This is a genomic window from Massilia sp. HP4 (genome assembly GCF_005222695.1).
Taxonomy (GTDB): domain Bacteria; phylum Pseudomonadota; class Gammaproteobacteria; order Burkholderiales; family Burkholderiaceae_D; genus Telluria.
Window position 1 is genome coordinate 77,005 of record NZ_STGG01000006.1, and the last position, 13,385, is coordinate 90,389.

Consider the following 13,385-nt stretch of genomic DNA (forward strand, 5'->3'; position numbering starts at 1 on the left):
GACAACGCCTACGTTTTGCTGGTGCGTTTGCGCGGCTTGGCCGGCGCCGCCGCCCCCACCCCTTCCGCATGTGAATGCGTCGACATGATCGACTGCATCTGCTCCTCGTCGTCGCTCGACATCACGGTCAGCACCTCCGCCTCGTCGCAACCTTCCGGAATCAGGTAGGCATGCCCCATGCTCGAGTCGAAATAGATCGACTGCCCTTCCCGTAACACCACCGGGTCGTAGAACTCGCTGTGCAGCACCACGGCGCCCTTGAGCACGTAGGTGAACTCTTCTCCCGAGTGATGCACCAGCTGCCCGAACTGCTTGACAGACTTGGCGCGGATGCGCGCGATCACCGGGATCATGCGCTTGCGCCGCAGTTCGGCGCACAGGTAGTGGTAGTCGTAATTGGGGGTCTCGACCCGCACCGCGCTGGCCAGGTCGCCCAGGCTGCGGCGCGCCGTCACTGGCGCTTCCACTTCCTGCTCTTCTTCGGCAAACAGCTCCGACATGCGCATGCCGAGCTTTTGGCTCAGCTGGTACAGCTTGTCGTAGGTCAGCGTCAGCTGGCCATGTTCGACCTTCGACAAGGTCGATACCGGGATGCCGCTTTTCACGCTCATTTCCTTCAAGGTCCAGCCCTGGCGGCTGCGCAGGCTGCGGATCAATGCGCCGAGTGTGGGTGATTCAGATGCCATAGAAGGATTTTTTATATGTTGACATAGTCTCTGATTAGGAAGATATTTCTCCAATCAGAGAAAAATAACTCGGATCAAGCTTTATTTTATAGGCTGGCCCGGTCGATCGCAATCAATCGAACGAATAGGGAGAAGAGACACGATGAGATTCCTGAAGATTCTGCTGCTGGGCATGCTGTGCTGGCAGGCCGGCGCAAGCGCCCAGCAGGCCACGCAGGCGCCGACACTGCCGCCGTCGCCGATCGCGCCGGGCCCAAGCGCGAAAAACCCATCCGACACGGCGCAAACCGCCGTCCTGGCCCCAGGCGCCAACGGCGCCCGCACCCTCGACAAGAGCAATCTCGACACCTGGCTCGATGGCTATATGCCGTTCGCGCTCAATACCAGCGACATCCCGGGCGCGGTGGTGGTGGTGGTCAAGGGCGGCCAGGTCGTCAGTGCGCGCGGCTTCGGCTACGCCGACGTCGACAAGCGCACGCCGGTCGATGGCGAGCGCACCCTGTTCCGTCCCGGCTCGGTATCGAAGCTGGTGACCTGGACCGCCGTGATGCAGATGGTCGAGCAGGGCAAGGTCGACCTGGACGCCGACGTCAACGCCTACCTCGACTTCACCATCCCGCAGCGCGCCGGCAAGCCGGTGACGATGCGCGAGATCATGACCCACACCGCGGGCTTTGAAGAATCGGTGAAATACCTGATCGTCTACGACAAGGACAAGGCCAGGCTGCTGGGCGAGCTGCTCAAGTCGCGCATCCCCGAGCGCATCTTCGATGCCGGCGCCACGCCCGCCTATTCGAACTATGCCACCTCGCTGGCCGGCTACATCGTCGAGCGCGTGTCGGGCATGCCGTTCGACGACTACGTCGAAAAACACATCTTCGCGCCGCTCGACATGCGCACCGCGACCTTCCGCCAGCCGCTGCCGGCGGCCCTGGAGCCACTCATGTCCAGGGGCTACAGCAAGCCGGGCGAGCCGTCGCTCGGCTTCGAGATCGTCAACTCGGCGCCGGCCGGGGCCTTGTCGGCCAGTGGCCGGGACATGGCCAACTTCATGATCGCCCATTTGCAGGGCGGCCAGTTCAATGGCCGGCGCATCCTGTCCGCCGCCACCGCCAGGACGATGCACGACAGCCCGCTCGACAAGATCGCCAAGTCGTCGCTGCTGCCGCCGCTGAACCGCATGGAACTGGGCTTTTTCGAGACCAATGTGAACGGCCGCGACGTGGTGGCCCACCTGGGCGACACCGAAGGCTTCCACAGCTCGCTGCACCTGTACATGGACGAAGGCGTGGGGCTCTACCTGTCGGTCAATAGCGGCGGGCGCGCCGGCGCATCGAATACCTTGCGCAGCGCCCTGTTCCAGGATTTCTCGGACCGCTACTTCCCCACCACCCTGCCGGCTGACGGGCGCGTGCCCGAGGCCGAAGCGAAGCAGCATGCGCAGAAGATGGTCGGCTCGTGGGAAAGCACGCGCCGCTCGGAATCGAATTTCTTCGCCGTGTTCGGCCTGCTCGGCCAGGTCAAGGTCACGATCGACGACAAGGGCCAGCTGGTGGTGCCGGCCCTGCTCGGCCCCAACGGCCGCCCGCGCGAGTGGGTGGAGATCGCGCCCTTCGTGTGGCGCGACAAGAATGGCGAAGACCGTCTCGCGGCCCAGGTCGTGAACGGTGAACCGGTCCGCTGGAGCATGGACTTCATGTCGCCCTTCATGGTGTTCGACCGCGTCCCGGCCGGCAAGAACAGCGCCTGGCTGATCCCCGCCGCCTGCGTGGCGATCGCGGTGCTGCTGTTCGCCGTACTGGCGATACCGGCCGGCTGGATCGTGCGCCGCCGCTACAAGCTGCAGCACACGCTGGACAAGCCGGCGCGCCAGGCCGCGCTGGCCGCGCGCCTGTCGGCGCTGGCCATCCTGGCGGTGCTGGCCGGCTGGGGCGGCATCGTGGCCGCGCTGGAGGCGACGCTGGAAAATGCGACCTCCCCGCTCGACCCGTGGCTGTGGCTCCTGCAGATCGGCGGCCTGCTCGCGTTTGTTGCGGCACTGGTCTCCGGTGCGCGCAACCTGCAGCTGGCATTCAAGGGAAGCGGCCGCCTGCGCAAGGTGTGGAGCGTGCTGTTCCTGCTCTCGGCACTGCTGCTGGCCTATATCGCCCTGCGTTTCAGCCTTCTTTCGATGACGGTGAACTACTGATGGCCCACTTGAACATCTCGGTCGCGACCGACAAACTGCGGCTCGCCAAGCCATTTCGTATCTCGGGCTATGTGTTCGAGGCCTTCGACGTGATCGTCGTTACCCTGGACGATGGACGTCACCGCGGCCGCGGCGAAGCCGGCGGCGTCTACTACCTGGGCGACGACGTGCCCCATATGCTGGCCGCGCTCGACGGCGCCAGCGCCGCGATCGCCGCCGGTCCCACGCGAGAGCAGTTGCGCAGCATTTTGCCGCCGGGCGGCGCGCGCAATGCGGTCGATTGCGCGCTGTGGGAGCTGGAAGCGGCGCGCGCCGGCGTGCCGGTGTGGCAGCTGGCCGGCAAGGCCGCGCCCAAGCCGCTGCGCACCACCTTCACTCTCGGCGCCGACGAGCCCGAAACCATGGCGCAGACCGCACGTTCCCATACCCAGGCCCGGTCCATCAAGATCAAGCTGACCGGCGACCTCGATCTCGACCTGGCGCGGGTGGCGGCGGTGCGCGCCGTCCGGCCGGACGCCTGGCTCGGCGTGGACGGCAACCAGGGCTTCGTGGCCGGCCAGCTCGACGCCCTGATCGCCGGCCTGCTGGCCCAGGACGTCGGCCTGCTCGAGCAGCCGCTGGCGCGCGGCCGCGAAGCCGACCTGCAGGGACTGCGTTCGCCGATCCCGCTGGCCGGCGACGAGAGCATTTTGTCCCTTGGCGACGTGGCGGCCAGCGTCGGCCGCTACGACGTGGTCAATATCAAGCTCGATAAATGCGGCGGCCTGACCGAAGGCTTGCTGATGGCGCGCGAGGCGCGCCGCCTCGGCCTGGGCGTCATGGTCGGCAATATGGGTGGCTCGAGCCTGGGCATGGGGCCCGGCTTCGTGCTGGGCCAGGAATGCGACATCGTCGACCTGGACGGCCCGATCTTCCTGGCCAACGACCGCCAGCCCGGCGTCGAGTACGTCGACGGCAAGATCTGGGCCGGCCCCGAGGTCTGGGGCGGCGCATGAGCGTTCCGCTGACCGTGCAGCCGACCTGGTTCGGGCACCCGCGCGGCCTGACGATCCTGTTCCTGACCAATATGTGGGAACAGTTCTCGTACTACGGCATGCGCGCGCTGCTGGTCTACTTCATGACCAAGGAACTGCTGTTCGCCCAGGCCCAGGCCTCGTTCATCTACGGCGCCTACACGGCGGCGGCCTATTTCACGCCGATCCTGGGCGGGGTGCTGGCCGACCGCTGGCTGGGCAAGCGGCGCGCCATCGTCATCGGCGCCTCGATCATGGCGGCCGGCCACTTCATGATGGCCTTCGACGCCTTCTTCTATGTCGCGCTGGCCACCATCGCCCTCGGCAACGGCCTGTTCCTGCCGACGCTACCGAGCCAGGTCGGCGACCTGTATGCGCGCACCGACCCGCGCCGCGGCTGGGCCTTCAATGTCTATTACGTCGGCATCAATATCGGCGGCTTCCTGGCCCCGCTGTTGTGCGGCACGATCGGCGAGCTGTATGGCTGGCATTACGGTTTCGGCCTGGCCGGCATCGGCATGGTGCTGGGCCTCGCCATCTACATCGCCGGCCAGCGCTACCTGCCGCCGGAAGCGCCGCGCAATGCACCGGCCGCGCAGACGATGGACGATGGCGCGCCGCGCAGCCTGGGCCGCGAGACGGTGCTGGTCCTGGTCGGCATCGGCGTGGCGGTGACGGTGTTCCGCGCCGCCTACGAGCAGGTCGGCAACACGGTGGCGCTGTGGGCCGACAGCGGCGTCGATCGCACCCTTGGCGACTGGACGATCCCGATGACCTGGTTCCAGTCCCTGAACCCGCTGTTCGTGATGCTGCTCACGCCGCCCCTGCTGGCCTACTGGCATCGCCGGGCGGCCGCCGGCGTCGACCAGGCCCCGCTGCGGCGCATGGCCTGCGGCGCGCTGATCGTGGCCGGCGCCTACTTGGTGCTGGCGGCGGCCGGCTGGAGCGCCGGCGCCGCTGCCACCGGCTGGATCTGGCTGGTGCTGTTCTTCCTGGTGCTGACGATCGGTGAGCTGTTCATCTTGCCCACCGGCCTGGGGCTGTTCGCCCGGCTGGCGCCGCGCCACCTGGGCAGCACCACGGTCGCGGCCTGGTTCCTGGTGACCTTCGCCGGCAGCCTGTCGGCCGGCCTGGTGGGCGGCCTGTGGAGCCGCTTCGCACCCGGCGCTTTCTTCGCCCTGCTGGCGGCGCTGGCGACGCTCGCCGCCGCCCTGCTGTGGCGTCTCGACGGTCCGATGCGGCATGCGGACCGGCTGCATGCCGGCGGCGTCCCCGCCGGCGCCAATGCTTGATAACGATAACGAAAAAACAGGAGAGAACCACATGGCATTTCCCACGCAAAGAGCAGCAGGCAAGATCGCATTGACTTCCATGGCGCTGGCGGTAGCCGGCGCATTCTCCACCGCGCATGCGGCGGGGCAGGACAGCGCCGCGCGCGACGACGTCCAGCAAGTGGTGGTGACGGCCCAGAAACGCGCCCAGACGATGGTCGACGTGCCGCAATCGATGTCGGTGGTCGGCGGCGACGCGCTGGAAAAACACCAGGCCACCGGCTTCGCCGACTACCTCAAGCTGGTGCCCAGCCTGCAACTGGTGCAGAGCACGCCCGGCGAGGGGCGGCTGGTGCTGCGCGGCCTGGACACCGGCGGCGTGGCTTCCACGGTCGCGGTCTACCTGGACGAGACGCCATTCGGCTCGAGCAGCGGCCTGGCCAACGGCGCAATCCTGGCCGGCGACTTCGACACCTTCGACCTGGCCCGGGTCGAGGTCTTGCGCGGCCCGCAAGGCGCGCTGTATGGCGCCAGCTCGCTTGGCGGCCTGGTCAAGTTCGTGACCAATGCGCCCGACTTCGACGGTTTCGCCATGCGCGCCCGTGTCGGTGCGGCGTCGGTCGACGGCGGCGGCGTGTCGTACCGGACCAACCTGGTGGTCAACACGCCGATCAGCAACACGCTGGCCGCGCGCGCCTCGGTGTCGTACCAAAAGGAGCCCGGCTTCATCGACTCGATCGGCACCGCCGGCTCGGACGTGGCCAGGGACATCAACAAGGCAAGGAACTACGGCGGCCGCATGTCGATGCTGTACAAGCCGAACGCAGATTTCGATCTCCGGCTGACCGCGGTCATGCAGAACATCGCCACCGACGCCCCGAGCGTGGTGGAAAGCGATCCTGACTCGCTCGAGACACTGTACGGCCGCCCGACCCAGTCACAGTTCGTGCCGCAGATGCGCGACATCCACTATCGCGTGTTCAACGGTACCGCCAACTGGAACCTGGGCAGCGCCAGCCTGACGTCGTCGACCAGCTACAGCACCCAGAAGCAGTATGCGCGCGAAGACATCACCCACAACCTGAGCGGCTTCATCGAGGAAAATCTCGGCGTGCCGAACGACCTGTTCATGGGCATGGAACTCGAGGTCAAGAAGTTTACGCAAGAGCTGCGCCTCTCCTCCAATGGCGGCGGACGGGTCGACTGGCTGGGCGGCCTGTACTACACCGACGAAGACGCCAAGCTGGCCCAGCACTACAACGCGCTGGTCCCGGGCACGATGACGCCCGCCACCGGCCTGCCGCTGCTGGCCGAGATCGGCCTCGGCTCGAACTACCGCGAGGTCGCGGCCTTCACCAACGCCACGATCCACCTGAACCCCGTGTACGACCTCGATATCGGCGGCCGCTACAGCCATAACAAGCAGGACGCGCGCCAGGTCGGCGAAGGGGCCCTGGCAGGCGCGCCGGTCGACAATCGCGCCGAATCGTCAGAGGACGTATTCACCTACGCGGTCTCGCTCAAGCGGAAATTCAGTGAGCGCACCGCCGTGTATGCGCGCGCGGCCAAGGGCTTCCGCCCGGGCGGACCGAACGTGCTGCCGCCGGAAGCGCCGCCCGGCACCCCCGCCACCTACGATTCGGACAGCGTGATGAGCTACGAGGCCGGCCTCAAGACCCAGACCGCGGATGGACGCTGGTCGCTCGACCTGTCGGCCTTCCACATCAAGTGGAAGGACATCCAGTTGCTGGCCGAAGTGAACGACTACGGCGTCAACACCAACGGCGCCGGCGCCACCGCCGACGGCGTGGAAATTACCGCGGGCTGGCGCCCCATGCGCGGCCTGCGCCTGTCGGCCAACGGTTCGTGGAACAAGGCGCGCCTGGACGGCGACACCAGCCCGCTGGTCGGCGGCTTCAAGGGCGATCGCCTGCCGTTTTCGCCGAAGTACACCGCGGCGCTGCTGGCGGACTACCGCTGGACCATCGGCGACACCACGCCCGCCTTCGCCGGCGCTTCGGTGCGGCGAATGGCGGGCCAGTACGGCAACTTCGACATCGATTACCGCGCTGCCCGCGGCCACCAGCGCGAGATCCCGTCGTACAACGTGGTCGACGCCTACGCCGGCCTCGAACTGGGTAACTGGACGGTCGAGGTATTTGGCAAGAACCTGGGCAATAGCGACGGCCGGCTGTCGACGACCTCGACCACGGCAAACGGCATGTTCGTTTCTCCGAATGGCGCGATGCTGACCGGCGTGATCGCGCCGCGCACCGTCGGCTTCACCTTGACCCGGGAGTATTGATGTCAGCAGCATCCAAAGTACCTGCAGTCGAAACCCAGGCCGTCGGCCGCTACCTGCTGTTCCTGGGCGATGTCACCGAACCGGGCTTCGCCAAGACTGCCTTCGGCCTGCGCGACTGGGCCGGCGAACGCTGCGTGGGCGAGCTGCGCCTGCCCGCGGCGACCGTCTCGGCCGGGCTCCCGCAGCTGAGCTGCGAGGAAGCCGCGGCGCAAGGCGCCACCGCGCTGGTGATCGGCGTGGCCGCGGCAGGCGGCGCTATTCCCGACGCCTGGGTGCCGACCCTGGTCGCCGCGCTCGATGCGGGCCTCGACATCGTCTCGGGCATGCACGTGCGCCTGGATTCCCTGCCCGCCTTGCGCGCGGCGGCCGCGCGCAGCGGCCGGCGCCTGTTTGACGTGCGCGTACCGCCGGCCGAGATCCCGATCGCGACCGGCCTGCCGCGCAGCGGGCGCCGCATCCTGACGGTCGGCACCGATTGCGCGCTGGGCAAGAAGTACACGGCGCTGGCCATCAGCCGCGGCCTGGGCGCGCGCGGCGTCGACGTGAGTTTTCGCGCCACCGGCCAGACCGGCATCATGATTGCCGGCAGCGGCATGCCGATCGACGCCGTCGTCTCGGACTTCGTGGCCGGCGCCGCCGAGATCCTCAGCCCCGCCGCAGACCCTGGCCACGTCGACGTGATCGAAGGCCAGGGTTCGCTGTTCCACCCGGCCTTCGCCGGCGTCTCGCTGGGACTGCTGCACGGCAGCCAGCCCGATATGTTCGTGGTGTGCCACGATCCTCGCCGCGAGCACCTGCTGGGTTATCCTTCGTCCAGCCTGCCGTCGATCGAGACCGTCATCGTGCAGACCATCGCGCTCGGCCGGGTGACCAATCCGTCGATCCGCTGCGTGGGCGTGGCGCTCAATACCGGCGGCATGACGCAAGAGGACGCCGAGGCCGCGATCGCCTTGTATGCCGCGCGCCTGCCGTATCCTGTGGCCGATCCGATGCGGGGCGGTCCCGCTTTCGAACGCCTGCTCGACGCCTGCCAGGAGATGTCATGAAACACGTTCTTCCCGCCCTGCTGCTGACCCTCGCCTGCGCCCCCGCGCTGGCGGCGCCGCCCGCCGATTTCGAGGCCCGCGTCGAGACGCTGCGCCAGCGCATCGGCGTGCCGGGCCTGGCGATCGCCATCGTCGAAGACGGCAAGACGACGCTGGCGCGCGGCTTCGGCTTACGCCAGCTCGGTGCGGCAGCGACGGTCGACGGCGATACACTGTTCCCGACCGGCTCCACCGGCAAGGCAATCACCGTCGCCGCGCTGGCCACGCTGGTAGACGATGGAAAAATCAAGTGGGACGACAAGGTGATCGACCACCTGCCGGGATTCCAGATGCATGACCCGTGGGTGACGCGCGAGATCACGATCCGCGACCTGCTGACCCACCGCAGCGGCCTTGGCTACGGCGCCGGCGACCTGCTGTTCGTCCCGCGCAGCAAGCTCTCGCGCGCCGAGACCGTGCACCGCGTGCGCTACCTGAAACCGGCGACCAGCTTTCGCAGCACCTATGCCTATTCGAACCTGATGTATGTGGTGGCCGGCCAGCTGATCGAACAGGTCAGCGGCAAGACCTGGGAAGACTACACCCGCGAGCACGTGTTGCGTCCCGCCGGCATGACGGTGTCGACCACCCATAACGAAGACAATTTCGCGACCGCGAATCGCGCTTTTCCACACGCGAGGATGAATGGCGGCCTGCGCGGCGCCGGCGACCAGGTGCGGCTCGACGAGCGCGACGACCTGGGACGCAACGCGGCGCCGGCCGGCGGCATTGCCAGCAGCGCCAACGACCTGGCGCGCTGGCTGCACACCCTGCTCGGCGCCGGCGCCACGCCCGAGGGCAAGCGCGTATTCAGCGCCGAGACCCACGCGCAGATGTGGACCCCGTCGATGCCGATGCCTACCGGGCCCATGCCGCCGGAGCTGAAACTGACCGAGTCGAAGCTCGCCAGCTATGGCCTGGGCTGGGACCTGATGGACTACCGCGGCGCGCGCATGATCTGGCACGGCGGCGCGGTGTTTGGCTTTGGCACCGCCGTGGTGCTGCTGCCCGAGCAGAACGTGGGCTTCGCCATCGCGATCAATAGCGAGGACGGGGAACTGGTGCGCGGCCTGATGTACGAGCTGGCCGATCACTACCTCGACAAGCCGAAAGCGGACTGGCCGGCGACCTTCCAGGCCTACAAGGCGAAGAAGGTGAAACAGGGCCTGGAGCTGCTCAAGGCCAAGCAGGCCAGGCCGGTGAAATCCAGGCCGTCGCTGCCACCGGCGGCGCTGGCAGGCACCTATACCGATCCCTGGTACGGCAAGCTCGTGATCTCCGAAGAGAAGAATGGCCTGCGGGTCGACTTCACCTCGACCCAGCGCATGGCGGGCCGGCTCGAGCACTGGCAATACGACACCTGGATCACCCGCTTCGACGATACTGCCCTGGAGCCGGCCTACCTCAGCTTCGCCTTCGACAAGGACGGCAAGGTGCAAGGCATCAAGCTTGCGCCGGTCTCGCCGATCGCCGATTTCAGCTGGGATTACGCGGACCTGAACTTCACCCCGACCAAAACGCCTGAATGAAAACGACCACGACTGCCAGCCTCGCCCTCGCCACCATGCTCACGCTCGCCGGCTGCGCCACGCCGCCGGCCCACGACATCCATCGCCGCCTGCTGACGCTCGACGCCCACCTCGACACGCCGGTACATTTCGGCCGCGCGGGCTGGGACTTCGGCCAGCGCCACGATCCCGCCCTCGAGGTCGCCCAGCTCGACCTGGCGCGCATGGGCGACGGCAGCCTGGATGGCGGCTTCTTCGCCATCTTCACCGACCAGGGGCCCCTGACGCCGGAAGGCTATGCGGCGGCGCGCGAGCATGCGCTGGCGCGGTCAGCGCTGATCGACACGACCCTGGCGCGCCATGCCGGCCGCATCGGCATCGCCACCACCGCCGATGAAGCGCGCCGCCTCGACGCGGCCGCCAAGCTGGTCGCATTCAAGAGTATCGAGAACAGCTATCCGCTGGGCGACAGCGTAACGGCGCTGGCCGAATTCCAGCGCCAGGGCGTGCGCCTGGTCGGCATCGTCCACAGCAAGAACAACCAGTTCGCCGATTCGTCGACCGACAAGCCCACCTGGAACGGCTTGTCGCCGCTCGGACGCGACTGGGTGCGCGAGATGAACCGGCTCGGCATGGTGATCGACGCCAGCCACGCCGCCGATGCCACGGTCGACCAGATGCTGGCCTTGTCGAGCACTCCGCTGCTGCTGTCGCACTCGAACTCGCGCACCAGCTACGACCATCCGCGCAATATCGACGATGCGCGCATCCGCAAGATCGCGGCCGGCGGCGGCGCGGTCTGCGCCTCGACCATCTACCTGAGCGAGCTGAAAATGGGCCCGCAGCGCGCGGAGCTGTTCGACCGCATCGAAACTATCGGCACGCTCGCGCCACGGGAACAGGCCGCGCTGGGCAAGGAATGGCTGGCGCTGGACGCCGTCGAACCGCTGTGGAACACCAGCTTCGAGCAGTACATCGCCGCGCTCAAGCACCTGATCGCGGTGGCCGGCATCGACCACGTGTGCATGGGCGCAGATTTCGACGGCGGCGGCGGTATTCGCGGCCTGGACAATGTGTCGCACCTGCCGCGTATCAGCGCGCGCCTGAAGGCGGATGGCCTGTCGGAGCCAGACCTGGCCAAGCTGTGGAGTGGGAACCTGTTACGGGTACTGGAGGCGGCCGAACAGCAAGCTGGCGGCGATCGTTGACCCGAAATTGTCCCGCTGTACGGCACTTAAACCTTTGCCAACTTCGATGAAAATCTACTACTGGTAAGTATTTTTCAAACATTATTTCGTTTCCAACACGCAACAGTCGTGCTGATTTGCTGACTTTGGGTTTCCCAAGCCGGCATACGGGCGCTTATTCTTGAACAGCTCCTGGTCTAACATCGTTACGGATCAATACGTTACATGCAGAACAGGTGAAAGACACAAGCCAGCCCATTGTTCCAGAAACGGAAAAATATGAAAATCAACGACCTCAACATCGGTACCCGTCTAGCCGGCGCCTTCGCCGCAGTCCTTCTCCTCATGGTAATCATGCTGGCAAGCGCACTATGGCAGCTGGCGCGCATCGCGGATGCGAAGACCGTCATGACCGAGGCATCGCACAAGTCGGACCTGGCCACCGTCTGGGTACAAGGGATCGCGCTTAACTCGGTGCGCACCGTCGCCAAGTTCAACAGCGTCGATGCGGCCTATGAACAGATGCTCGACAAGGAGATGGCGGAGGTCAGCAGCAGTGTCAGCAAGTTGCAGAAGGAGCTTGAAGTGCTGGTCGTAAGCGACCAGGGCAAGCAACTGCTGGCGGCAGTGGCGGCACATCGCGAGCGCTACAGTGGAATCCGCAATGCAGGCTACAAGCTCAGGGAAGAGCACGGCATCTCGAGCCCCGAGGTACAAGCCTACCTGCGCGACAAGGTCATGCCCGAGATGCGCGCCTATGTGCAGAGCGTCGAGGACGTGAAATCCTTCCAGCAAAATATGTATATCCGGGAGAGTAGCCACATCGATGCGCTGACCACCTCTGCGCGCCAGGTCATGGTGACCCTCGGCGTCATCGCGCTCGCCCTTGGCAGCGCGTTCGGCTGGCTGCTCACGCGCAGCATCACGCGGCCGCTGGCGGGCGCGGTCGACGTCGCGCAGCAAGTCGCGGCAGGCGACCTGTCGGCCGATATCCGGGTCGGATCGCGCTGCGAGGTTGGCGCCCTGATGGCCGCACTCAAGACCATGACCGAGAACCTGCGCAAGACCGTCACCGAAGTGCGTACCGGCACCGAGACCATCGTCACGGCCTCGCAACAGATCGCGTCGGGCAATCTCGACCTGTCCTCGCGCACCGAGGAGCAAGCCAGCTCGCTGGAAGAGACCGCATCGTCGATGGAAGAACTGACCAGCACCGTGCGCCAGAATGCGGATAATGCGCGCCAGGCCAATGTGCTGGCCAAGAACGCCTCGCAGATCGCCGCGCACGGCGGCGAAGTCGTGTCGCAGGTGGTCACGACCATGGCATCGATCAATGAGTCGTCCAAGAAGATCGGCGACATCATCGCCGTCATCGACGGCATCGCCTTCCAGACCAATATCCTGGCGCTGAACGCAGCGGTGGAAGCGGCGCGCGCCGGCGAGCAGGGCCGCGGCTTCGCGGTGGTGGCCAGCGAAGTGCGCAACCTGGCCCAGCGCTCGGCCAGCGCGGCCAAGGAGATCCGCGGCCTGATCACCGATTCGGTGGCCAAGGTCGATGCCGGCGGGCGCCTGGTCGACGATGCCGGCGCGACCATGCAAGAGATCGTGCAAGGCATCACGCGCGTGACCGACATCATGTCCGAGATCGCCTCGGCCAGCGCCGAGCAGACGGTCGGCATCGAACAGATCAACGAAGCCATCACGCAGATGGATGGCGTGACCCAGCAGAATGCGGCGCTGGTCGAAGAAGCGGCCGCGGCCGCGAGCTCGCTGCAAGACCAGGCGGCAACGCTGGCCCGGCTGGTGAGCGTGTTCAATATCGGCGACAGTGGCGCGGGCCATGCCATGCGCGCTGCCTCGGGCAGCCGTGGGCTGGTGGTGAGCTCCCGCAAGCCGGGAGCAGGCAATGCCCGCCGCACGGCCCCGGTCGACGCGCAAGAAGAGTTCATCGCCTGACAGCCCGATGTCACACTCTTGACAAGGGCGCGCCCGTACGCGCCCTTGTCATGATGACCTTTCCAGTATCAATCGTTTATCGCACCGTAGCTTTTCACTATTTTTTTGTTAGCGTTAAGCAACATGCGTGAGAATTAGTGCGCTTTTTTTGGCCTCCGACCCAAAACGGTGCTTATGCTTGATGTC

General features: G+C 66.4%; 9 protein-coding genes. 8 read left to right on the forward strand and 1 reads right to left on the reverse strand.

Going from position 1 to position 13,385, the window contains the following annotated elements:
* Positions 1-8: 8 nt before the first annotated feature.
* Entirely contained in the window at positions 9-686 is a 678-nt protein-coding gene (locus tag E8M83_RS01670; protein ID WP_137171660.1) for a helix-turn-helix domain-containing protein, read from the reverse strand.
* Between the two features lie 142 nt (positions 687-828).
* Between E8M83_RS01670 and E8M83_RS01675 the strand changes: the two genes are divergently transcribed.
* The 8 genes from E8M83_RS01675 to E8M83_RS01710 all read left to right on the forward strand — a co-directional run bounded on the left by E8M83_RS01675 (position 829) and on the right by E8M83_RS01710 (position 13,199).
* Positions 829-2,874 (forward strand): serine hydrolase, encoded by a 2,046-nt coding sequence (locus E8M83_RS01675; RefSeq protein ID WP_137171661.1) that lies wholly within the window; start codon positions 829-831, stop codon positions 2,872-2,874.
* Positions 2,874-3,869, forward strand: a complete 996-nt coding sequence (locus tag E8M83_RS01680) for a dipeptide epimerase (RefSeq protein ID WP_137171662.1) — start codon at positions 2,874-2,876, stop codon at positions 3,867-3,869. Before E8M83_RS01675 ends, E8M83_RS01680 begins: the two co-directional genes overlap by 1 nt.
* A complete protein-coding gene (locus tag E8M83_RS01685; RefSeq protein ID WP_137171663.1) occupies positions 3,866-5,179 on the forward strand; it encodes a peptide MFS transporter in 1,314 nt (437 codons plus the stop codon). Before E8M83_RS01680 ends, E8M83_RS01685 begins: the two co-directional genes overlap by 4 nt.
* 31 nt (positions 5,180-5,210) lie before the next feature.
* Positions 5,211-7,463 (forward strand): TonB-dependent receptor, encoded by a 2,253-nt coding sequence (locus tag E8M83_RS01690; RefSeq protein ID WP_137171664.1) that lies wholly within the window; start codon positions 5,211-5,213, stop codon positions 7,461-7,463.
* Positions 7,463-8,509, forward strand: coding sequence for a DUF1611 domain-containing protein (locus E8M83_RS01695; RefSeq protein WP_137171665.1), 1,047 nt, complete (start codon positions 7,463-7,465; stop codon positions 8,507-8,509). The genes E8M83_RS01690 and E8M83_RS01695 overlap by 1 nt, the downstream gene beginning before the upstream one ends.
* Positions 8,506-10,077: a serine hydrolase gene (locus E8M83_RS01700; protein WP_137171666.1), complete on the forward strand. Its 1,572-nt coding sequence runs from the start codon at positions 8,506-8,508 to the stop codon at positions 10,075-10,077. The genes E8M83_RS01695 and E8M83_RS01700 overlap by 4 nt, the downstream gene beginning before the upstream one ends.
* A complete protein-coding gene (locus E8M83_RS01705) occupies positions 10,074-11,264 on the forward strand; it encodes a dipeptidase (RefSeq protein WP_137171667.1) in 1,191 nt (396 codons plus the stop codon). The genes E8M83_RS01700 and E8M83_RS01705 overlap by 4 nt, the downstream gene beginning before the upstream one ends.
* 258 nt (positions 11,265-11,522) lie before the next feature.
* Positions 11,523-13,199 (forward strand): methyl-accepting chemotaxis protein, encoded by a 1,677-nt coding sequence (locus tag E8M83_RS01710; protein WP_137171668.1) that lies wholly within the window; start codon positions 11,523-11,525, stop codon positions 13,197-13,199.
* Positions 13,200-13,385 lie beyond the last annotated feature (186 nt).